At 74.2% G+C, this 20,565-nt stretch carries 24 protein-coding genes; 10 read left to right on the top strand and 14 right to left on the bottom strand.

Annotated features, from left to right (window positions below; all coding sequences use genetic code 11):
* Positions 1-240: heavy metal-binding domain-containing protein (locus MNZ29_RS04005; protein ID WP_277957210.1), on the bottom strand; the 240-nt coding region annotated here is incomplete at its 3' end.
* Positions 241-254: 14 nt separating this feature from the next.
* Positions 255-1,661 carry a TolC family protein gene (locus MNZ29_RS04000; protein WP_242338221.1) on the bottom strand — a complete coding sequence of 469 codons (1,407 nt, stop codon included), beginning with the start codon at positions 1,659-1,661 and terminating at the stop codon, positions 255-257.
* Between the two features lie 422 nt (positions 1,662-2,083).
* On the opposite strand from MNZ29_RS04000, the gene MNZ29_RS03995 reads away from it, so the two are divergent.
* Complete coding sequence (locus MNZ29_RS03995; RefSeq protein WP_242338223.1) at positions 2,084-2,434, top strand: hypothetical protein; 351 nt, start codon at positions 2,084-2,086, stop codon at positions 2,432-2,434.
* Positions 2,435-2,529: 95 nt separating this feature from the next.
* Here the strand turns inward: MNZ29_RS03995 and MNZ29_RS03990 are convergent, their stop codons facing one another.
* The 4 genes from MNZ29_RS03990 to MNZ29_RS03975 form a co-directional block, all read right to left on the bottom strand.
* Entirely contained in the window at positions 2,530-2,958 is a 429-nt protein-coding gene (locus MNZ29_RS03990; RefSeq protein WP_242338225.1) for a cupredoxin domain-containing protein, read from the bottom strand.
* Between the two features lie 197 nt (positions 2,959-3,155).
* Entirely contained in the window at positions 3,156-3,959 is an 804-nt protein-coding gene (ygiD, locus tag MNZ29_RS03985; RefSeq protein WP_242352987.1) for a 4,5-DOPA dioxygenase extradiol, read from the bottom strand.
* A 14-nt stretch (positions 3,960-3,973) separates the two neighbouring features.
* Entirely contained in the window at positions 3,974-4,429 is a 456-nt protein-coding gene (locus MNZ29_RS03980; protein ID WP_242338229.1) for a hemerythrin domain-containing protein, read from the bottom strand.
* Positions 4,430-4,433: 4 nt separating this feature from the next.
* On the bottom strand, positions 4,434-4,982 hold the full coding sequence (locus MNZ29_RS03975; RefSeq protein WP_242352977.1) for a YceI family protein: 549 nt from the start codon (positions 4,980-4,982) through the stop codon (positions 4,434-4,436).
* A 178-nt stretch (positions 4,983-5,160) separates the two neighbouring features.
* Here MNZ29_RS03975 and MNZ29_RS03970 point away from each other — a divergent pair, with 178 nt between their 5' ends.
* On the top strand, positions 5,161-6,846 hold the full coding sequence (locus tag MNZ29_RS03970) for a sigma-54-dependent Fis family transcriptional regulator (RefSeq protein WP_242338232.1): 1,686 nt from the start codon (positions 5,161-5,163) through the stop codon (positions 6,844-6,846).
* Here MNZ29_RS03970 and MNZ29_RS03965 read toward each other — a convergent pair.
* The 4 genes from MNZ29_RS03965 to MNZ29_RS03950 all read right to left on the bottom strand — a co-directional run bounded on the left by MNZ29_RS03965 (position 6,809) and on the right by MNZ29_RS03950 (position 9,650).
* Entirely contained in the window at positions 6,809-7,276 is a 468-nt protein-coding gene (locus MNZ29_RS03965) for a universal stress protein (protein WP_242338234.1), read from the bottom strand. The genes MNZ29_RS03970 and MNZ29_RS03965 overlap by 38 nt on opposite strands.
* A gap of 87 nt (positions 7,277-7,363) precedes the next feature.
* Positions 7,364-8,350, bottom strand: a complete 987-nt coding sequence (gene speB, locus MNZ29_RS03960) for an agmatinase (protein WP_242338236.1) — start codon at positions 8,348-8,350, stop codon at positions 7,364-7,366.
* The gene (locus tag MNZ29_RS03955; protein WP_242338238.1) at positions 8,350-9,126 is read right to left on the bottom strand and encodes a 1-acyl-sn-glycerol-3-phosphate acyltransferase; all 777 of its coding nucleotides are present in this window, start codon (positions 9,124-9,126) and stop codon (positions 8,350-8,352) included. The genes speB and MNZ29_RS03955 overlap by 1 nt, the downstream gene beginning before the upstream one ends.
* On the bottom strand, positions 9,123-9,650 hold the full coding sequence (locus MNZ29_RS03950) for a GNAT family N-acetyltransferase (protein WP_242338240.1): 528 nt from the start codon (positions 9,648-9,650) through the stop codon (positions 9,123-9,125). The genes MNZ29_RS03955 and MNZ29_RS03950 overlap by 4 nt, the downstream gene beginning before the upstream one ends.
* A 171-nt stretch (positions 9,651-9,821) precedes the next feature.
* Between MNZ29_RS03950 and MNZ29_RS03945 the strand changes: the two genes are divergently transcribed.
* From MNZ29_RS03945 to MNZ29_RS03925, 5 genes are all read left to right on the top strand, one after another.
* Entirely contained in the window at positions 9,822-10,604 is a 783-nt protein-coding gene (locus tag MNZ29_RS03945; protein ID WP_242338243.1) for a metallophosphoesterase, read from the top strand.
* A 104-nt stretch (positions 10,605-10,708) separates the two neighbouring features.
* Positions 10,709-11,929: a glycosyltransferase gene (locus MNZ29_RS03940; RefSeq protein WP_242352975.1), complete on the top strand. Its 1,221-nt coding sequence runs from the start codon at positions 10,709-10,711 to the stop codon at positions 11,927-11,929.
* Complete coding sequence (locus MNZ29_RS03935) at positions 11,926-13,185, top strand: HAMP domain-containing sensor histidine kinase (RefSeq protein WP_242338247.1); 1,260 nt, start codon at positions 11,926-11,928, stop codon at positions 13,183-13,185. The genes MNZ29_RS03940 and MNZ29_RS03935 overlap by 4 nt, the downstream gene beginning before the upstream one ends.
* A complete protein-coding gene (locus MNZ29_RS03930) occupies positions 13,182-13,568 on the top strand; it encodes a response regulator (RefSeq protein WP_242338249.1) in 387 nt (128 codons plus the stop codon). Before MNZ29_RS03935 ends, MNZ29_RS03930 begins: the two co-directional genes overlap by 4 nt.
* Positions 13,569-13,647: 79 nt before the next feature.
* Positions 13,648-14,406, top strand: a complete 759-nt coding sequence (locus tag MNZ29_RS03925; protein ID WP_242338251.1) for a class I SAM-dependent methyltransferase — start codon at positions 13,648-13,650, stop codon at positions 14,404-14,406.
* On the opposite strand, the gene MNZ29_RS03920 is transcribed toward MNZ29_RS03925, so the two are convergent.
* Entirely contained in the window at positions 14,381-15,895 is a 1,515-nt protein-coding gene (locus MNZ29_RS03920) for a glycosyltransferase (protein ID WP_242338253.1), read from the bottom strand. The genes MNZ29_RS03925 and MNZ29_RS03920 overlap by 26 nt on opposite strands.
* Positions 15,896-16,129: 234 nt before the next feature.
* On the opposite strand from MNZ29_RS03920, the gene MNZ29_RS03915 reads away from it, so the two are divergent.
* On the top strand, positions 16,130-16,654 hold the full coding sequence (locus tag MNZ29_RS03915) for a YkgB family protein (RefSeq protein WP_242338254.1): 525 nt from the start codon (positions 16,130-16,132) through the stop codon (positions 16,652-16,654).
* A 124-nt stretch (positions 16,655-16,778) separates the two neighbouring features.
* Here the strand turns inward: MNZ29_RS03915 and MNZ29_RS03910 are convergent, their stop codons facing one another.
* A complete protein-coding gene (locus MNZ29_RS03910; protein WP_242338257.1) occupies positions 16,779-17,708 on the bottom strand; it encodes a ketopantoate reductase family protein in 930 nt (309 codons plus the stop codon).
* 133 nt (positions 17,709-17,841) lie between these two features.
* On the opposite strand from MNZ29_RS03910, the gene MNZ29_RS03905 reads away from it, so the two are divergent.
* Both MNZ29_RS03905 and MNZ29_RS03900 read left to right on the top strand, forming a co-directional pair.
* On the top strand, positions 17,842-18,537 hold the full coding sequence (locus tag MNZ29_RS03905) for a cytochrome b/b6 domain-containing protein (RefSeq protein ID WP_242338258.1): 696 nt from the start codon (positions 17,842-17,844) through the stop codon (positions 18,535-18,537).
* On the top strand, positions 18,534-19,238 hold the full coding sequence (locus tag MNZ29_RS03900; protein WP_242338260.1) for a molybdopterin-dependent oxidoreductase: 705 nt from the start codon (positions 18,534-18,536) through the stop codon (positions 19,236-19,238). The genes MNZ29_RS03905 and MNZ29_RS03900 overlap by 4 nt, the downstream gene beginning before the upstream one ends.
* 82 nt (positions 19,239-19,320) lie before the next feature.
* Here the strand turns inward: MNZ29_RS03900 and msrA are convergent, their stop codons facing one another.
* Complete coding sequence (msrA, locus tag MNZ29_RS03895; protein ID WP_242338262.1) at positions 19,321-19,977, bottom strand: peptide-methionine (S)-S-oxide reductase MsrA; 657 nt, start codon at positions 19,975-19,977, stop codon at positions 19,321-19,323.
* Positions 19,974-20,462, bottom strand: coding sequence for a peptide-methionine (R)-S-oxide reductase MsrB (gene msrB, locus MNZ29_RS03890; protein WP_242352973.1), 489 nt, complete (start codon positions 20,460-20,462; stop codon positions 19,974-19,976). The genes msrA and msrB overlap by 4 nt, the downstream gene beginning before the upstream one ends.
* Positions 20,463-20,565 lie beyond the last annotated feature (103 nt).

The following is a 20,565-nucleotide window of genomic DNA, read 5'->3' as shown; positions in this document are numbered from 1 at the left end:
GCAGATCGGGCAGTCGCCGGGGTGGTCCTGGACGATGCTCGGGTGCATGGGGCACTGCCACTGCTCCTTCGCCGCCGTGGCCGCGCCGGCGTGGGCGTGGCCGTCGCCGGTCCCGCGCGTCGCCACGAAGAAGCCGGCGCCGCCGGCGACCGCCGCGGTGGCGAGGACGGCGAGCACGAGCGCAGGCAGGCCGAAGGTGCGGCGGTGAGCGGGGCTCGGGTGGTTCGTCTCGGTGTTCATCGTTTCTCCGTGTCTCACATCCCTGAGGTCATCGAGCCGGACGAGGAGGCCGCCGCCGCGGAGGGCGCGGCCGCCGCGCTCGCCACCCCCGCGCCTCCGCCGCCCGCGGCGCCCGCCCCGGGCACCCCGCCCGTCGCCATCGCTCCGCCGGCGCCCGGGGCGCCCACCGGATCCAGGCTCACCTCCGCCTCGCCGATGGCGATCCGCTGCGCTTCGGCGACCGCCCCGAGGAACCCGTCCTCGTCCGCGACGTAGCCGGCGTTCGCCTCGAGCACGGAGGCGAAGGTGACCTTGCCGACGCGGTACTGCGCGAGCGTGCTCTCGGCGGTCGCGCGCGACTGGACGAGCAGGCCCTCGCGGAAGAGGCGGGCGGTGTCCGCGACCGCCGCGTAGGCCGTGCGGCGCTCGGCGACGCGCAGCCGGAGGACCTGCTCGATCGCCTGGGCGGCGCTCGCGCCGGCCTCGGCCCGCGCCGCGCTCTCGGCGACCGCGCGGTTCTGCTTCCGGTGCGACCACACCGGCAACCCGATGGAGACGCTCGCCAGCCACATCGGCTCGAGCTGCCCGCGCGGCATGACGCCGGCGTTCACGCTCAGATCGGGGAACCGCTCGCGCCGCGCGAGCGCGACGGACTTCTCCGCCCGCGCCGACCCGAGCCTCGCCTGGGCCAGCTCCGGGCTGCGCGCGAGCGCGTCCGCGAGCGCGGCGTCGACGGCAGGGAGCTCCGGGAGCGTGAGGTCGCGCACGCTCGTCGAGGTCGGGATGGGCTCGTCGACGGGGCTGCCGCGCAGCCGGTTCAACGTCTGGACCGCGGTCCGCTCCTGCGCCTCGAGGCCGAAGCGCCGCTGGCGCAGCCGGTTCAGCTCGAGCTGGGCGCGGAGCACGTCGGACTGGGCGCCCTCGCCGGACTCGTAGCGCGACCGCGCGAAGCCGGCCGACGTGGTCCAGATCCCCTCGAGGCGCGCGAGCAGGTCCAGCCGATCCCGCGCGAGCAGGAGGTCGAGGTAGGCGCGGCGGACGTCGGCCTCCGTCGTCAGGCGGGCGCGGGAGAGCGAGGCGCCGGCCTCGTCGGCGGCGAGGCGCGCGACGTCGGTGCGCAGGCCGCGCTTGCCGGGCCAGGGGAGGCCCTGGCTCACCATCACCTGGTAGAAGCTCGTCTCCATCTTCCCGACCATGATCTCGCCGAAGCCGTCGTTCTGGATCCCGAGGGTCAGCACGGGATCGGGCAGCGCGCCGGCCTGGGGGATGCGCTCTCGCTCGGCGCGCGCGGCGGCGTCGGCCTGGCGGAGCTCGGGGCGAGCCGCGAGGCTCTGCTCGAGGAGGCCCGCGAGCACCGGATCGCTCGGGAGCACGAGGCCTGCGCCCGCCCCGGCCGGCGCGTCCGCGCGCGCCTGAGGCGCGAGGAGGAGCAGGGCGGCCATCGCTCGCACGAGAAGTCGTCGCGGGTGGCCCGTCGGATCGTGTGGTTGCATGGTCGCTGCCCCCTTTAGCACCTGGCATGCCATGGCCGGCCGAGCGCGGATCGCGCGAAACGGCGGCCCTCCGCGCGGCCGGAGGCGCCCCGGGGCCGGTCGCCCCGGCCAGCGCGGCCACACCGTAACCCGGCGGATCACGCCTCGGAGGTCGGGCCGACGGCCGGCGTGAGGCCCCTCACCCCGGCTGTCTCGGTGTCGCGACCGCAAGCTCCGCGTGGCTCGGCCGCCCGGGGGAATCCACCGGGAGTGGCGCCGTGTCGCCCGCTTGATGCAGGAAAGAGATCGGGATCGCCCTGGTGTACCGGTAGGAGCGGCGCGGGGTGAGGCGGAGCGGCGGGGAGGCGATCGCGCCGGAACAGGAGGAAGTCATGAGACTCGTGGCAGTGATGCTGGCAGGGCTCCTGGCAGCCCTGATCTCGACGAGCGTGGGGCTTGCGGCCGACCCCACGCGCGAGGACCGCATGATGAAGTTGCCGGAGACGCCGGCCGATCACGCGGCGCTCGCGAAGATCTACGACGAGAACGCGGCGGAGTGGCGGAAGGAAGCCGACATCCACCGGAAGATGGCGGCGGAGTACAAGAAGTCTCGGGGCGATCCCAAGGACGTCGCGACGATGGAGAAGCACTGCGCGCAGCTCGCCAAGGACGCGGACAAGCTGGCGGCGGACGCGAAGACGATGGCCGATTACCACCGGCTGCGCGGCAAGGAAGCGAAGTAGGCGGCGCTCGCGGCCGGCGAGGAGGTCGGGCCGCGGCAGCTCGGAGAGAAGACGACGGCCCGGCGCGAGACCTCCGCGCCGGGCCGATCGGAGCGTTACGGGACGAAGACCACGCCGCTGACGTGGTCCATGCCGCACGCGAAGCGGATCTCGCCCGACTTCGCCGGCACGAGCTCGACCGTGACCGCCTTGTCGAGCGGCAGCGGCTGGTTGATGCCGTGGTCCTTGATGACGATCTCCTTCGCGCACGTGCTGTTCGTCTTGCGCGTCACGACGAGGCGCAGCTTCTCGCCCTTCTTCGCCTTCACCTTCGACGGCTCGAAGCCGTTGTCCGTGACGGTGAGGTTCACCGTGCGGACGCCGTTCGCGACCGTGCCCTCGGCGATGCCCTGCGCCGCGCTCGCGGGCGCCGCGCCTTCGTGCATGGAGCCGTGCATGGAGCCGTGATCGTGCTGGGCGAGCGCCGGCGCCGCCGCGAAGGCGAACGCGGCCGCGACGGGCAGGAGGAAGGACTTGGTGGTCATCGGGGACTTCTCCAGTCGGATGTGCGTTCGCCTGGGCGGACGCGGTTCGGAGGGGCTGATAGCAGGAGGCGTGCCGACCAAATTCGCGCGAACGGGCCCGTATTCCCCGGGCGGCGGCCGCAGCGGAGGGGAGCGGCCGGCCACACTGTGACCGGCGCGGTCACGCAGGAGGGCAGGATGGGGAAGGGAAGCGATCCTCAGCCGAGCACCACCGACCGCATCGACAGCGACGCCATGTCGAACCCCACGATGGGGAAGCGCACCGGCTCCCCGGGGTCGCTCGCGCCGACCGCGTACAGGAGCGGGAGGTAGTGGTCGGGGGTGGGATGCGCCGCCTGCCCGAGGTCGCTCTCGAGCAGGCCGGCGAGGGCCGTCCGATCGTGGCGCGACACGGCGTCCGCGACCTCGGCGTCGAACGCGCGCGCCCAGTCCGGCGTCGTCGTGTCTCCGCGGGACCACGCCGAGAACGCGTGACGCAGGTTGTGGACGACGTTGCCGCTGCCCATGACGAGCACCCCCTCGTCGCGAAGCGGCGCGAGGGCGCGTCCGATGGCGAGGTGCTCGTTCGGAGCGAGCCGGCCGTCGACGCTGAGCTGGACGACGGGGAGGTCCGCCTCGGGCCGGAGGTGCACGAGCACGCTCCAGGTCCCGTGATCGAGCCCCCACTCCAGGCTCGGCGACGACCGCCGCTCGCCCACGAGCCCGACCACGTGCCGCGCCAGCGCGACGTCGCCGGGCGCCGGGTAGCGGACGCGGTAGAGCTCCTCGGGGAAGCCGCCGAAGTCGTGGAGGGTCTCGGGGCGGTCGTTCGCGGTGGTGTAGGTGCCGTCCACGTACCAGTGCGCGGAGATCGAGAGGATCGCCTTCGGCCGGGGGAGCTCCGCTGCGAGCGCCCGGAAGCCGCGGCTCCACGCGTTGTCCTCGATCGCGTTCATGGGATTGCCGTGGCCCACGAAGAGGACGGGCATGCGCCCGGTCGCATGGTGGGTGGGGTCGTGCATGGCTCTCGAGCCTTTCATCTAGCCGCGCGCCGGGGGCCCGCGCTCCCTGCCCGGCGCGCGAGCTCCGCGGCGAGCTCCGCCAGGCGCGCGCACCCGAGCGTCTCCTGCAGGGCGGGGAAGAGCGTCCGCTCCTCGAAGGCGGCGTGCTCCTCGAGCTTGCGCGCGAGGCTCGCGGCGACCGCCCCTCGCGCCGGCCCGGCCGCCGCGCGCAGCTCGCGCGCGAGACGGCGCAGCACCACGTGGTCGCCGAGCGTGAACACGATGACGGCGTCCGCCTCGGAGACGCGCCGCGCCAGCTCGGGCAGGAGCACGTCCTCCTCGCCGCGGCAGTGCGGCAGGATCTCCGCGTCCCACAGGTCGAGGAGCCGCTCGGCGCTCCTCGTCGCGTCGGCCGCGCCCAGGTCCGCGATCTTGGCGAGCCAGCGGGCGTGCTCGCCGGCGAGGCGGCGCAGCTCGGGGCAGAGCGTCACGACGCTAGCCGACCTTCGCAGCGGCCTGCTTGACGGCCTGCAGCTCGATCTCGACGTCCACGCGATCCGCGACGAGGACGCCGCCGGTCTCGAGGGCCTGGTTCCACGTGAGGCCGAAGTCCTTGCGGTTGAGGGAGGTGGTCGCGGTGAAGCCGCTCCGCTCGTTGCCCCACGGATCCTTGCCGCGGCCGCCGTACTCCACGTCGAGGACGACCTCGCGCGTGGTGTCGCGGATCGTGAGGTCGCCCGTGACGCGCAGCCGCTCCGGCGAGAGCACCTCGACGCGGCGGCTCCGGTACTTCAGCGCGGGGTGCTTCTGCGCGTCGAGGAAGTCCCCGGAGCGCAGGTGGGTGTCGCGGTCGGCGACGCCGGTGTCGATGCTCGCCGCCTCGATCTCGGCCTCGACCGTCGAGCGGGAGAGGTCCGCGGGGTCGAGCGCGAGCCTCGCGTTCCAGCGCGTGAACTTGCCGCGCACCTTGGAGATCACCATGTGCCGGACCGTGAAGTGGATGCCCGAGTGCGCGCCGTCGACCCGCCAGTTCTCCTGAGCCATCTTTTCTCCTGTCGCCCTTCCGGGCTCGTTGTCCGGGGATAGGAGATTGCACCTGGCGGGCCCACGGCCCCGGGGCAGTAAACTGTCGGAAACACTGGCGATCACGGAAGGGCCGGGATCGTGAACCGGCTCAGAATGATACGATCCGGCTCACTTCGATCAGGGCGGGAGACGGCCGATGCGCGCGATGGACCTCGATCTCAGGGAGCTGCTCACCTTCGATCCCGCGGGAGGGATCATCCGGTTCGCCGGGCAGCGCGCGCTCCTGCTCGACGCGGTGGCGCTCGGCATCCTGCGCAAGGAGCTCATCGACACCCTCGGCCTCACCGCGGCGCGCGGCATCCTCACGCGCTTCGGCTACGCCCACGGCTGGCGCACGGCGGAGAGCCTGCGCTCGGAGTTCCCGTGGGAGAGCGAGCGCGAGTGGCAGATCGCCGGCGGGCGGCTCCACATGCTGCAGGGGCTCGTGGTGATCGAGCAGCCGGTCCGATCCGCCTCCGACGGCCCCGCGCCCTTCGCAGAGGCGATCTGGCACGAGTCGTACGAGGCGGAGCAGCACCTCCTCCACCTCGGCCAGGCCGACGCGCCCGTCTGCTGGACGCTCGCCGGGTTCGCGAGCGGCTACCTCTCGTTCGCGAACGGCCGCGCGATCTACTGCGTCGAGGATCGCTGCCGCGGCGCGGGGGCGCCGGCCTGCCACCTCGTCGGCCGCTCGCGCGAGGAGTGGGGAGCGGCGATCGAGCCCGACCTCGAGTTCTACGACAAGGCGTCGGTGGACCGCGCGCTCGAGGGCGTCAGCGCCGCGCTGCGCAGCGCCGAGCGGCGGCTGCGCGCCCGCCGGCAGGAGCTCTCGCGCCTCGCCCCGGGCGCGGAGGAGCGCTCCGGCCTCGTCGTGCGGAGCGAGGCCATGCACCGCGTCCTCGACCTCGCGCTGCGCGTGGCGAAGGTCGAGTCCACCGCGCTCATCACGGGCGAGAGCGGGGTGGGCAAGGAGCGGATCGCCCGGCTCATCCACGAGGAGTCGCCCCGGGCCGGCCGCCCCTTCGTGGCGGTGAACTGCGGCGCGGTCACCGAGACCCTGCTCGAGAGCGAGCTGTTCGGCCACGCCCGGGGCGCCTTCACGGGCGCGGACCGCGATCGCGCGGGGCTCTTCGAGGCGGCGAACGGCGGGACGCTCTTCCTCGACGAGATCGGGGAGGTCTCGCCGGGCATGCAGGTGAAGCTGCTGCGGGCCCTGCAGGAGAGGGAGATCCGGCGCGTGGGAGAGACCCGCTCGCGCGCGGTGGACGCGCGGGTCGTGGCGGCCACGAACCGCAACCTCGCCGACGAGGTGGCGGCCGGCCGGTTCCGCCAGGACCTCTTCTACCGGCTGCGCGTGATCGAGCTGCGAGTGCCGCCGCTGCGCGAGCGGCCGGAGGACGTCCTGCCGCTCGCGCGGGTGTTCCTCGCGGAGACCGCGCGTCGCATGAAGCGGAGGCTCACCGGGTTCACGCCGCGCGCCGCCGATCAGCTCCTCCGCCACGACTGGCCCGGGAACGTCCGGGAGGTCCAGAACGCGATCGAGCACGCGGTCGCGCTCAGCGGGGGCAGCCGCGTGGACGTCGAGGATCTCCCGGAGGAGCTGCGGGCGGCGATGCCGCGGCCGAGGCCGGCGGGACGAACGCGCCCGCTCGAGGACGTCGAGCGCGAGTACATCCTCGCGGCGGTGGAGGGGGCGGGCGGGAACCGGACGCGCGCCGCCGCGGAGCTCGGGATCGGGCTCGCCACGCTCAAGCGGAAGCTGAAGCAGTACGGGGCGGAGGGCTCGGCGTCGCGGGGCGCGGAGGTCAGCCCTGCCGGCTCGCCGCCTCGGGCGTCACGCTGATCACCACGCAGGGCGCGAGCCGGACCACCTTCTCGGCGACGGAGCCGAGGATCGCGTGCTTCAGGCCGGACCGCGCGTGCGTCGCGATCACGATCGCGTCGAACGCGGCGCGGCGGGCGAGCTCCGTGATCTCCACGGCCGGCTCGCCCACCGAGGTGACCGCCTCGACCCGCCGTACGCCGAGCTCCTCGGCGGCGGTCTTCCACGCCTCGAGCGGCCGGTCGGCGGGCGCAGAGAGGTCGTGCGCGAGCTCGCCGGTGGGCTCGAGCATCCCCTCGGGGATCGACGAGCCCGGAACGTTGCGCACGTGGAGCAGCGTCAGCTCCGCGCCCAGCTCGCGCGCGAACGCCGAGGCGACGCGCAGCGCGGACTCCGAGGTCGGCGAGAAGTCCACCGGGCAGAGCAGCCTCTTCCAGCCCAGATCCGGCATGTTCGCCTCCGTTCCTGTGCACCCGGGGTGTAGTACGCCGGCGCTCCGCGCGCGCCGCCGGGTCGGGGCGCTCCCCGACGTGGCTCCTCAGCGGGCCGCCGACCGGCCGGCCTCCGCGGTCGCGGTGCGGCGGGCCGCCCGGGCGATCGCCGCGAGCGCCAGCCCCTCGAAGAGGAGGTGGCTGGCGAGGTGGCTCGTCAGGTCCGCGTGATCGAGCGGCGGACAGACCTCCACCACGTCCATGCCGACGAGGCGCAGCCCCGCGAGCGCGCGGAGCAGCCCCAGGGCCTCGCGCGAGGACAGCCCACCGGGTACCGGCGTGCCGGTGCCGGGGGCGAACGCGGGATCGACCGCGTCGACGTCGAAGGACACATAGGCTGGCCGCTCCCCGATCGCGAGGCGGAGCTCCTCGGCGAGCCGGCGGACGCCACGCTCGGAGATCACCTCCACGGGGTGGAGGCGCGCGCCGCGCGAGCGCCCGGGGTGTGCATCCTCCGCGCCGCCCCAGCTCCCCCGGATCCCGATCTGGTGGAGCTGCCCCTCCGCCACGAGCCCCTCGTCGAGCGCGTGTCGGAACGGCGTCCCGTGGTGGAAGCGCTCGCCCCAGGTCTCGGGCCCGGAGGTGTCGAGGTGCGCGTCGACGTGGACCACCGCCACGGGACCGTGGCGCGCGGCGACGGCGCGCAGGGCGGGGAGGGCGATGGAGTGATCTCCGCCCACGAGGAACGGCACGCAGCCCGCCGCGAGCACGCCCGCGACGGAGGCCTGCACCGCCTCGCGCATCGCCGCCGCGTCGAACGGCGGGAACACCACGTTGCCGCCGTCCACCGCGGGGAGCGCGTCGAACACCTGCAGCTCGTGGCCGGGGTGGTATCCCTGGACGAGCGCGCTCACGCGCCGCACCGCGAAGGGGGCGAGCCGCGCGCCGGGCTGGTAGGTGGTGCCGCCGTCGAACGAGACGCCGAGGAGGACCGCCGCCGTCCCCGGCGGGACCTTCGCGGCGGAAGCGGTGGGCAGCCGGAAGAACGGGATCTGCCCGCCGCTCAGGTACTCGAACGCGGATGCCTGTGGCATCAGGGCTCCTTCAGGAGACGTACGACCTCCGCATGGACCGCCTGCGCGAGGTCCCGGGCGCGATCGCCGGAGGTGGGGAGGATCGACGTGCCGAGTCGGACGACGGCGCGCGCGCGGCGGCGCGACGCGACCGTCAGGTAGTGCGGGAGGAACGTGGCGTCTCCGACCCACGCCAGGCTGGGGGGATCGTAGGCGAGCGCCACGGGGACGACGGGCACGCGGGCGCGAAGGGCGAGCCCGAACATCCCCGGCCGGAACGGCAGCACGTCCGTGCCGTCCGTCGTCGTGCCCTCGGGGAAGTTGAGCACGCTCACCCCGTGCGCGAGCGTCTCCGCCGCGGTGACGAGGGCGCGCGCGCCGCTCGCCGGATCGCTCCGGCAGACGAAGACCACCCCGAGCTCGCGCGCGATCGTGCCGATCACCGGCCAGCTCGCGACGTCGAGCTTGGAGACGGGCGCGCAGGGCAGCAGGCTCGCGACCACCAGCGGATCGAGCCAGCTCACGTGGTTCGCGGCGAGGATCACCGGCCCGAACGGCAGCGGACCGTCCGCCTCCACCTCGATGCCGTGGAGGTCGAGCACGCGGCGCGCCGCGTCCCGGAGGACGAGCGCGCGCTCTCGGGCGCCGTCCTGCGATGCGACGCTCGGGAGCCCGCGGACCCGGCCGGCCGTCTCGAGGGTGGTGAGGCCGAGCCCGGCGAGGCGCGCCCCCGCGCGCGCGACGCGCCGGGAGGCGGGGTCCCGGGCGGCGGGAGCGAGCCGGACGAGCTCGCTCATGCCGCCCCCGCGATCACCGCCTGGCGCTCCACGATCCCGAGCCTGCGCATGCGCGTCTCGAGGCGCTCGAACGCGGCCCGCTCGATGCGCGACACGATCCGCCGGTCGCCCGGTCCGTAGAAGTCCTCCCGGATCTCGACGTCGCGGGCGCCCAGCGCGGCGTGGAGCGCGCGCGCGGCGACGTTGTCCTCCTTCACCGTGAACCAGCACGCGTCGACGCGCGTCCCCAGCTCGGCGACGAGCGCGCGGAGGAGCTGGACGGCGACGCGAGACCCCTGCAGGTCGGGGGCGATCGCCAGGGTCGTGCAGTACGCCTCGCGCCCGCGCACGAAGCAGAGGACGTAGCCGACCGCGCGCCCCTTCTCCTCGGCGACGAAGCAGGTGTCCGCGAAGAACTCGCAGCAGAGCCGCACGTAGTACGGCCCGAGCACCGACTCGCCGTGCCCGCCGAAGACCTCCTCCTCGAGGCGCATCAGCTCGGCGAAGTCGTGGGACCGCAGGGGTCGGATACGGCGTTCGGTCATGGAGATCCTCCAGGGGGGGAGCGCGAACGGTAGGCGGGCTCCGTGAAAAGAGCGGGACGGGCACGCGACGGGGACGTGAACCCGTCCGCGGCGCGCGAATTCACGAGGGCGTGATCGTCCCGCCACCGGCGCGTCACCTGCGCGGAGTGAGCTGCCGGGGCAGGAGGACCGGTGGAGCGAACGCTCGCGCACATCTCGGATCTGCACCTCGGCCGCGACCGGCGGACGGACGCGAACGTGGCCCGGCTGGCGGTGGCCCTCCGCGAGGCCGAGGTGGACGCGGTGCTCGTGACGGGCGACGTCACCCACCGTGGACGCCGCGCCGAGCTGGCCGCCTTCGAGGCGATCTTCGCGCCGCTCCGCGACCGGACCGTCGTCGTGCCGGGCAACCACGACCGGCTCGGCGAGGACGTCGCGCGCCGCCTCATGCCGCCCGTCAGGGTGGCCGTCGAGGCGCGGCCCGGGCTGCACGTGGTCCGGCTCGACTCCACGGCCCCCCACAACCGGGCGCTCCTCTCGGCTCATGGCGAGCTCTCGGACGGCGACATCGCCGCGGTCGATTCCGCGGTGCGTGCGGCGCCGCCGGGCACGCTCGTCGCCCTCATGCTGCACCACCACCTGCTCCCGCTCCCGGAGGATCACCTCTCGGAGCGGCTCGCGAGCTGGCTCGGCTGGCCCAACGCGGCGGAGCTCGCCCGCGGGCGGGACCTGCTCGAGGCGCTCGCCGGCCGCTGCGATCTCGTCGCCCACGGTCACCGGCACGCGGCGTCCTCCGTCGTGCTGCCGTCCCGCGCCGGTCGGCCGCTCCACGTCATGAACGCGGGGAGCACGCCCGAGCTCTGCTCCTGCCGCGTGCTCGTCCACGCGCACGGCCGGATCGTCGCCGAGCGCCGGCTCGAGCTCGACCGCCCGAGCGCGGCGCCGGCCGCCCGGCCGCTGCCGGCCGCTGCCTGATGGCGCTGGCGCTGCCCGCGCGCGACGGGCACGCCCAGGCGAGCAACGCTGAACCGTCACCTGCCCGTCGCGGCGGAGCCACGCCGGCCGTCCAGGATCTTCCGGTGCGACGCCCGCGCGCGGCGTTCGCGGAACGGGAGACCTCCTTGCCGAGCCATCCGACCCTCGCTCTCTTCGCGGCCGCGGCGGTGGGCCTCGTCTTCCTCTCGGTGCAGTGCGTGGCCCTGCGGCGGCACCTGCGGGAGCCGGCCCGGACGCCGCGCCACACCCCGCCGATCTCCATCCTGAAGCCGCTCTGCGGGCTCGACGACGGCCTCGCCGCGAACCTCGCCTCGTTCGCCGCGCTCGACTACCCGGACTACGAGGTGCTCCTCGGCCTCCGGAGCGTCGAGGACCTCGCCCTCGGGCCCGCGCGCGAGGCGGCGCAGCGCTTCCCGGGCCGCTTCCGGATCGTCTTCCAGCGCGGTGAGCCGGGCCTGAACCCCAAGGTGAACCAGCTCGTCACGCTCGCGCGGGCCGCGCGGCACGGCGTGCTCGTGGTGTCCGACTCCAACGTGCGCGTCGAGCCCGGCTACCTCGCCGGCATCGCGGCCCTGCTCGAGGACGAGGCCGTCGGGCTCGTGACGCACCCCATCGCCGGCGTGGGCGAGGCGCGCGTCGGCTCGCTCCTCGATCACCTGCACCTCGCCGGCTCGGTCGCGCCGGGGGTGGTGGCCGCGAAGCGGCTCGTCGGTCGCGACATCGTGGTGGGGAAGTCGATGGCGTTCAGGCGGCGCGACCTCGAGGCGCTCGGGGGCTTCGAGGCGGTGAAGGACGTCCTCGCCGAGGACTACGTGCTCGGGCTCCTCGTGGGCCGCGCGCTCGGGAAGCGCGTCGCCGTCGGGCAGCGGCCGATCCAGAACGTGAGCGAGCGCCGGACGGTCCGGGACTTCGCGGCGCGCTACGCACGGTGGAGCGTGCTCCAGCGGCAGGCAGTGGGACCGTTCGTGTACTCCGCGCAGGCGCTCCTGAACCCGGTGCTGCTCGCCTCGGCGGCCGCCCTGCTCGATCGCACGCCGGCCTCGCTCGGGCTCCTCGCGACGACCTGCGCGGCGAAGGCCGCGCTCGACGGGGCGTCGGCGCGGGCGCTCAGGCCGTGCGGCTTCCGGGTGCGCGAGCTCGCGCTCGTCCCGGCGAAGGACCTCGTCATCGGTGGGGCCTGGATGTGGGGACTCCTCCGCCGCGACGTGGCCTGGCGGGGCACGCGCCTCGTCGTGCGGCGCGGCACCCGCATCGAGCCCGCGACCCTCGCCGCGGTCGAGTGCGAGACGGCGGTGCGCGCGTGAGCCTCGCCTCCTCGCAGCCGCTGAGCCTGGGCGCCGCGGGTCGCCCGCCGGAGCGCGCCGACGGGACCCCCGACGCCGAGCGCGACGGGTCGCCGCCGTCACTCGGTCGGCTCCTCACCGGGGACGCGTGGGTCGCGCCCGAGGAGCGGGTGCAGGACGTGGCGCAGCTCTTCTTCGGACGGCCGGAGCTGGAGGCCGTCGCCCTCGTCGCCGACGAGCGCCCCGTGGGGCTCCTCACGCGCGGCCGGCTCCTCGTGAAGCTCGCGCGCAACTTCGGCCACGAGCTGTACGCGAAGAAGCCGGTGACCCGCATCGCCGACCTCGCCCCGCTCGTGCTGCCCCACGACGTCCCGCTCGCCACCGCGGTCGAGCGCGCGCTCGAGCGCGACGCGGCGTCGGTCTACGACGAGGTGATCGTCGTGGACGCGCTGGGCCGGTACCTCGGGTACTCCTCCGTTCGCGAGCTGGTGCAGGAGCAGGGCGCGGCCCTCGAGCGCACCGCGCTCGAGCGCGAGGCGGCGGTGGCGCGCGCGAGCGATCTCGAGAAGGTGGATGAGCTCCGGTCCCGGTTCCTCGCCCACGCCACCCACGAGCTCCGGTCGCCGGTGAACGCCATCGTGGCGCTCGCGGAGCTGGTGCGGATGGCCTGCGAGCGGGAGAACCTCGAGCAGGTGCGGGCGAAGCTGCCGATGCTGCTCCGCGCGGCCGCCACGCTCCGCGGCACCGTCAACAACATCCTCGACCTCTCGAAGGTGGAGGCGGGGCGGATGGACGTGTCGATCGGCCCGGTGGACCTCGCCGAGCTCGTGGCGGAGGTGGCGGCCACGGCGCGGCTGCTCCTGGGCGAGAAGCCGGTGAGGGTGGAGGTCGAGGCCGCCGGGGCGCCCGTCGTCGCCTCGGACGCGCAGAAGGTCCGCCAGATCCTCGTGAACCTCGTGTCGAACGCGGCGAAGTTCACCGACCGCGGCGCGATCCGCGTGAGGGTCGGGAGGGGGGAGGGGGGCGGCGCCGCGGTGTCCGTCGCCGACACCGGGTGCGGCATCGCCGAGGCGGATCTCCCGCGCCTGTTCGTCCCGTTCGGCCAGCTCGAGGACGCGGCCACGAAGTCGCACCCGGGGACGGGGCTCGGCCTCGTCATCACCCGCTCCCTCGCGGAGCTCCTCGGCGGCCGGGTCGAGGTCGCGAGCCGGCGAGGCGAGGGCAGCACGTTCACCGTTCACCTGCCGGGCACCCCGCCCCCGAGGAGAGCGCCATGAGCCGAGCCAGGATCCTCGTCGTGGACGACGACGAGATGCACCTCGTCTGCACGAAGGAGCTGCTGGAGGCGGAGGGCTACGAGGTCCTCGTCCACGTGGGCGCGTTCGGCGCCACGCAGCAGGTGCTCCTGAACGCGCCCGACCTGGTCCTCGTGGACGTGAACATGCCGGCGCTCTCCGGCGAGGGGCTCGTGGCGGTCCTCCGGGGGCGGGAGAAGACGCGCGGCGTGCGCATCCTCCTCCACTCGTCCAACGACGAGCAGGCGCTCAGGAAGGTCGCGGCGAGGCTCGCGATCGACGGCTGGGTGCCGAAGGGCGATCCGGGAGAGCTGCGTCGCAGGGTCGCCGACGTGCTGCGCTCCGGCCAGGCAAGACCACGCTGATCGACCGCGCCTCGGCGACGGGGCTCTTCCGGGGGTCACGCCTTGACGCGTTCGCGCGGGGGCGCTCAACTCCGGGTCCATGACCTTCGCAGTCGCGGCCGACGCGTACGACCGGTACATCGGGCGTTACTCGCGCGAGCTCGCGCCGCGCTTCCTCGACTTCGCGGGCGTGCAGGCGGGGCCCGTGCTCGACGTGGGGTGCGGGCCGGGCGGGCTCACCGCCGTGATGGCGCAGCGCTTCGGGGCGGTGAAGGTCGCGGCGGTCGATCTCTCCGAGTCGTTCGTCGCCGCGTGCCGCACGCGCGTCCCGGGCGCCTACGTACGCCTCGCGTCCGCCGAGGCGCTCCCCTTCGCCGACGGCACGTTCGAGGCGGCCCTGTCGCAGCTCGTGCTGACCTTCGTCAAGGAGCCGGACCGGATGGCGGCCGAGCTGCGCCGGGTGGTCCGTCCCGGCGGCGTCGCGGCGGCCTGTACGTTCCAGGCGGAGGGCTTCGCCCTCGTCCGGACGTTCTGGGAGGCCGCGAGGCGCTTCGACCCGAACGCACCCGACGACGCCCGGCTCCCCTTCCGCCGCATGCCGGAGCTCGTCGCGCTGTGGGAGCGCGCCGGCCTCCGCGACGTCGCGACCGGCCACATCGACCTCGAGGAGCGCTACGCCGACTTCGACGATCTCTGGGCGCCGTTCGCCTTCGGGATCGGGCCGGCCGGCGGCTACCTCGTGGCCCAGCCCGAGGAGCGGCGCGCCGCGATCCGCGAGGCGTACCGCGAGCTCCTCGGCGCGCCGACCGCGCCGTTCTCGCTGCCCGCGCGCGTCATCGCGGTCCGCGGGCGGGTCTGACCGCGTCGCTCGCGGCGGCCCGCGCCGGGCCGTCGCACTCGCCGAGCACCCGCAGCCACTCCGACACCTGCCCGAACACGAGGAACGCGTCGTGGACGCGGCGCTGCCCGTTCTGCCCCCAGACGAAGCGCTGCTTCGGGTCCGCCAGCATCTCGTCCAGGACCTGCGCGAGCTCCTCGGGGTCGTCCGGGTGCGTGACGAGCCGGCCGTCCACGCCGTCGCGGATCTGCTGGCGCAGCCCCCAGGCCTGCGTCCCCAGGACCGGCACCGCCTTCCACATCGCCTCGGTGGCCGTGAGCCCGAAGCCCTCGCGCAGCGAGTTCTGCACCACGACCGTGGAGCAGCGCTGGAGGGCGTTCACCATGAGCGCGTTCTCCTTCACCGAGGCCATCGGCAGCGTCAGGACGGCCACGTCCGCCTGCGCGCCCGGCTCGAGGGCCCGGTACGCGGCGGTCAGCTCGGCCAGCACCTCGCGCGCCTCGGGATCGTCCTGGATCGCCGCGGGGTCCGGCCCGGCGAGCACGAGACGCACGATCTCCAGGCGGCGCCGGTGCCTCGGAGGGTGAGCCCCGTCGCCCGCGCGGCGCTTCAGGGCGAGGAACCCGTCGAGCAGCGGCCGGAACCCCTTCAGCCGATCCCAGCGGGAGACCTGGGTCACCACGGGGCGGAACAGGAGCCCGATGTCGCTCGGCTGATCCGCCGGCGCGAACGTGCCGTCGGACCGGAGCCGGAGCGCCGGGTGCGCGAACGGCGGGGTCAGCACGGGGTGGGCGCCGGCGACGAGCGCGGAGTTGCAGAGGACACCCACGAGCTTGTGGGGGGAGAGCTCGCGGTTCTTGTGGCCGAGCGGGTCGATGGTGGGGCGCATCACCGAGGCGCGCGCTGCGAGGAACCCGGGGACGTACTCGGGGGCCGAGAAGATCGCGTGATCGTGACGTTCGGCGTACGGCCGGAGGAAGGTCCACGCGGCGCTCGCGATGGGCGACTCCACCTCGAGGCCGATGTGGCAGCGCCAGATCGCGTGCAGCCCCGGCATCGCCTTCAGGAGCGCGCCCGCCCCGAGCGGCTGCGGATCGTGCACGACGAGGATGTCGCCCGGCGCGAGGAGCGGACGCAACGCGTGGGCGCACTCGCTGCTCACGCTCTCGTAGAGCTCCCGCTCCGAGGGACCGAGGCGCGGGTCGCCCTCTCCGTGGAGGAGCGCGTGGAGGCGCTTCGTGAGCGCGAAGAACTCCGGGCGGTCCGTCCGCATCACCACCCACTCGGTGGCGACCCCCAGCTCTCGCATGATGGAGATGAGCCGGGGCATCATCTCCGCGACGCCGCCGCCCTGCCGCGTCGAGCTCAGCATCCAGACCCTTCGCCCGGCGAGCTTCGGGACGCACGGCTCCGCCTCGGACCGAAGCTGCCGCACGCCTTCGGCGAGATGCAGGAACCGGGTGTAGTCGTCGAGCCCGACGTGCTCCTCGAGCTCGACCCGTTCGATCATGGCGCGCCTCGAGCAAGGGCCTGCTGGCCCGGGTGAACCCATCCCACGATCACCGCCGATCATTGTCACTCGCCCGACCCGCTCGCGCACGACCTCGGCGGAGCAGGTCGCTTCCCGATCCGTGTCCGCCGTGTCCGGGCGGCGCTCGCGCGCGACGTAACGGATCCCGCGGCCGGAGACACCCGGCGCCATGACCCGGGCAGCGCCCGCGATCCCGAACCCTCGGAGGACCAGATGGACAAGCGAAACCCAGCAGACGTCGAGCACCGCATCGCGAAGATCGAGGCCGCAGGCACCGCCATCCTGCGCTATGGAGTCGTGTTCCTGCTCCTCGCGTTCGGCGGGCTGAAGTTCGCCGGGTTCGAGGCGAAGGCGATCCAGCCGCTCGTCTCGAACAGCCCGTTCATGAGCTGGCTGTACGCGATCCTGAGCGTCCAGGGCGTCTCGAACCTCGTCGGCGTCATCGAGCTCGCGGCGGGGCTCCTCATCGCCTCGCGGCGCTTCTCGCCCGTGGCGTCGGCGATCGGCAGCGCGCTCGCGACCGTCATCTTCGCGACCACGCTCTCGTTCCTCTTCACGACGCCAGGCGGGCTGTCGCCGCAGGGCCCCGCGTTCGGCTTCCTCGTGAAGGACCTCGTCCTGCTCGGCGCGTCGGTGTACACGGCGGCCGAGGCGCTGCGCGCGGCCCGGGGCCGGACCGCGGTGGTCGCCCCGGCCCTCGCGGGGCTCGCGAAGCCTGCGTCCCACGCGGCGTCCTGAGCACGAGCGGCCGCAACGGGAGAGAGCCCGCCACGCCTCCCCCCGGAGCGGGCTCCCCCGGTCCGGCCGGCCGCGCACCTCGCGCGGCCCGGCCGGTCCGGGCCTTTGCGCGCCTCGGAGCGCCTCAGCCCGGGATCCCGGCGAGCCGCTCGAGCGCCGCGATCATCGTGCCGAGGAGCGCGTTCACGGGCGTCGCGATCCCGTGTCGCCGGCCGAGCTCGACGACCGCGCCGGCGAAGATCTCGACCTCGGTCTTCCGCCCGGCCTCCACGTCCTGGAGCATGGAGGTCTTCCCGCCCGGCGCGAGGGTCGCGAGGATGGGGAAGATGCGCTCCACGTCCTCGGGGCCGAGCGCGATCCCCTCGCGCGCGGAGAGCGCCACCACCTCCAGCGCCGCGGCGCGCGTGAGCTCGCGGATCTCCGGGACGGCGCCGAACGCGCGATAGGGGACCCGCAGGACGGCCGAGACCTGGTTCACCCCCACGTTGAGCATGAACTTCCACCACTGCTCGCGGAGGATGTCGGCGGGGACCACGGCGGGGATGCCGGCGCGCGCGAGGAGCGCCTCGACCGCGACCACGCGCGGATCGCCCCGGTCGTTGGAGGCCGCGCCGAAGACGAGCCGGCCGATGTTCGCGTAGCGGACGTGGGTCCCTTCCCGGACCACGTCGTTGCCGACCACGAAGGCGTGCAGCACCTTCTCGGCCCCGAACGCGCGCGCGAGGGCCGCCTCGCTCGTGATGCCGTTCAGGAGCGGGAGGATGATCGTCCTCTCGCCCACCCGGGAGCGAACGTCCTCGATCGCGGCGGCGAGCTGGGGGTGCTTCACCGCGACGAGCAGGAGGTCGGCGGGCGGACCCGGCTCGCCGGGCGCGATCACCCGCACGTCGATGCGCCGTCCATTCACGGTGAGTCCCTCCCGCAGGAGGCGCTCGCGGCGCTCACCGCCCGCGACGACGGAGAGGTCCGCGCCGTCCGTGTCCTGGAAGCGCTCGGCGTAGGCGCTGCCCACCGCCCCCGCGCCGCAGATCACCACGCGCTCGAGCGTTCGCATCGGCGCTCCCGGGGCGCCGCGGGGAGTTGATGGCATTAGAGGATTCTAGCCGATGGGCTCTGGCGGCCCGCCGTACGCCGCACCCCCGCCCGGCGCGTAACGAAACCCCGCCTCCCTCGTACCTCCCGAAGCGATGCCTCGCTCCAAGCAGCCCTGGCTCATCCGGACCACCCACTGGGCCAACCTCGTCTTCCTCGTCGTCATGGCCGGGAGCGGGCTCCGCATCCTGGCCGCGTACCCCTTCCTCGGCGAGCGCGGCCGGGACTACGGCTGGTATCTGCTGCAGGGCATGCGCCCGCCCGACGCCCTGACGATCGGCGGGTGGCTCGCCGGGGCGCGACACTGGCACTTCGCCTTCGCCTGGCTCTTCGTCGCGAACGCGCTCGTCTACGGCGTGTATCTCTTCGCGAGCGGCGAGTGGCGGCGGCGGCTCTTCTCCCCGCGCCGCGACGCGCGGAACGCGTGGGGCACCCTCCTCCACGATCTGCGGCTGCGCAGGGAGGCTCCGCCGCCGGTCGGCCTCTACAACGGCATGCAGCGGCTCACGTACACGGGGGTCCTCGCGGCCGCTCCGCTCCTCGTCCTCTCGGGCCTCGCCATGTACAAGCCGGTGCAGCTCTCGCTCCTCACCGCGCTCCTCGGCGGTTACGACGCCGCCCGCGCCATTCACCTGCTCGTGCTCGCGGGGCTCGCGCTCTTCACCGTCGTCCACGTGGTCCAGGTGGTGCTCCACCCGCGGACGCTCGCCGGCATGACGGTCGGGCGGGACCTCGGCCCGGAGGAGCGCCGGGCTCCGCGGGAGACGCGGCTCCCGGAGGAGGCGCCATGAGCTCGACGCGACGGAACTTCCTCTCGGGTGGGCTCCGCTCGGCCGGGCTCCTCGCGCTCGGCGGGCTCGCGTGCGACGGCGATCGCCCGCACGCGGGGTTCCTCGGCCTGATGGAGAACGTCAACGAGCGCTTCCAGCGCGCGCTGTTCGATCCGGGCCGGCTCGCCCCCGAGCTCTCCGAGGGGGAGGAGAGCGCCCCCGAGGACTTCCCGGCGTACAAGATCTCGAGGGAGCTCCCCGTCGCGCCCGCCGGCTGGGCGCTCGCGGTGCGGGGACTCGTCGCGCGCCCGCTCACCCTGTCCGTCGCGGAGCTCCGGCGCCTCCCGGCCACGCGCACGCGCGTTCGCCACCACTGCGTAGAGGGGTGGTCCGCGGTCGCCTCCTGGGACGGCGTCCGCCTCGCCGAGCTCGCCCGGCTCGCCGGCGTCGACCGGCGGGCGCGCTACGTCGAGTTCCGTTCCTTCGACTCCGGGTACTGGTCGTCCTGGGACCTCGAGAGCGCGCTCCACCCGCAGACGATCCTCGCGTACGGGATGAACGGCGCGCCGCTGCAGCGGGAGCACGGCGCGCCCTTGCGCCTCTACTCCGCCGTGAAGCTCGGCTACAAGATGGTGAAGTACCTCACCGAGGTGAGCTTCCTCCCGGTGCGGACCGGCGGGTACTGGGAAGACCAGGGCTACGAGTGGTTCGCAGGCGTGTGACGGTGGCGCCGCCCGCCACGGGCGGCCCCCAGTCCGGCAGCGCGGCGCGGGGACGGCGTCGCGGGGCCTCCGCGGGCTGCGCTCACTTCGCCCGCGCCCGGTGCGGCACCGGGCAGGAGAGGGCGCCGTGCTTCTCGTCCCACTGCTGGTGGTAGTCCTCCGCCACCCAGAACGGGCCGGCCGCCGCGATCTCCGTCGTGATCGGGTCCGCGAGGTGCTTCTGCTCCTCGGCGCGCGAGGCGAGCGCCGCGGCCTGCTGCTCTGGACCGAAGGTGAAGATGGCGGACCGGTACTGGCTGCCGCGATCCGGGCCCTGGCGATCGCCGCTCGTCGAGTCGTGGGTCTTCCAGAAGAACGCGAGCAGCTCCGGGTAGCTCACCTTCGCGGGATCGTACTCGAGGAGGACCGCCTCGGCGTGGCCGGTGGTGTTCGTGCACACGTCCTCGTAGCTGGGGTTCCGGGCCCGCCCGCCCGTGTAGCCCACCGCGGTCGCCACGACGCCGGGCACCTTGCGGAAGCGCTCCTCCACGCCCCAGAAGCAGCCCTGGGCGAAGATCGCGAGCTGGTTCTTCCCGGAGGCGACGAGCGCCGTGCCGTGGCCGACGTGGCCCGGCTTCGTGCCCACGCTGGGGTTGCCGATCTGGCCGTCGCCTCCGCGCCCGGCGCGGGCGGGAGCGCCGAGGAGCTGGACCGTCGCGACGGCGGCCGCGAGGGCGCCGAGGAGCAGGGCAAGCTTCACGGGCTCGTCCTCCCGTCGCTCGAGGGCGCCGTGGCGTCCACCGACTCGAACATGGGCAGGAACCTCGCGTACCCCTCCTCGGCCAGCCGCTCGACCGGGACGAAGCGCAGCGCCGCGGAGTTCATGCAGTAGCGCAGCCCCGTGGGCGGGGGCCCGTCGTCGAACACGTGGCCCAGGTGCGAGCCGGCCTGCCGCGAGCGGACCTCGGTCCGCGTGAAGAGGAGGCTGCGATCGCTGCGGGTCGAGATGCTCGCGGGATCGAGTGGACGGGTGAAGCTGGGCCAGCCCGTGCCGGAGTCGAACTTGTCGAGAGAGCTGAAGAGCGGCTCGCCGGAGACGACGTCCACGTAGATGCCGGCCCGGTGCTCGTCCCAGTAGGCGTTGCGGAACGCCGGCTCGGTGCCCTCCTGCTGCGTCACCCGGTACTGCTCGGGAGAGAGGCGCCGGTGGAGCTCCTCGTCCGACGGCTTCCGGTAGGTCGACATCTTCGAGGTCTCCTGCGCGACGGCCGGGCGGGGCGCCGCTTCGGTCCCGCCCGCTCGAGCCCCACAGGCGAGGGTGGACAGCCAGAGGAACGCGAAGACGGCT

It is taken from the genome of Anaeromyxobacter sp. SG64, assembly GCF_022690745.1.
GTDB lineage: Bacteria > Myxococcota > Myxococcia > Myxococcales > Anaeromyxobacteraceae > Anaeromyxobacter > Anaeromyxobacter soli.
Note: the sequence above shows the minus strand (reverse complement) of the source record. Positions and strands in the feature narration are given on the sequence as shown.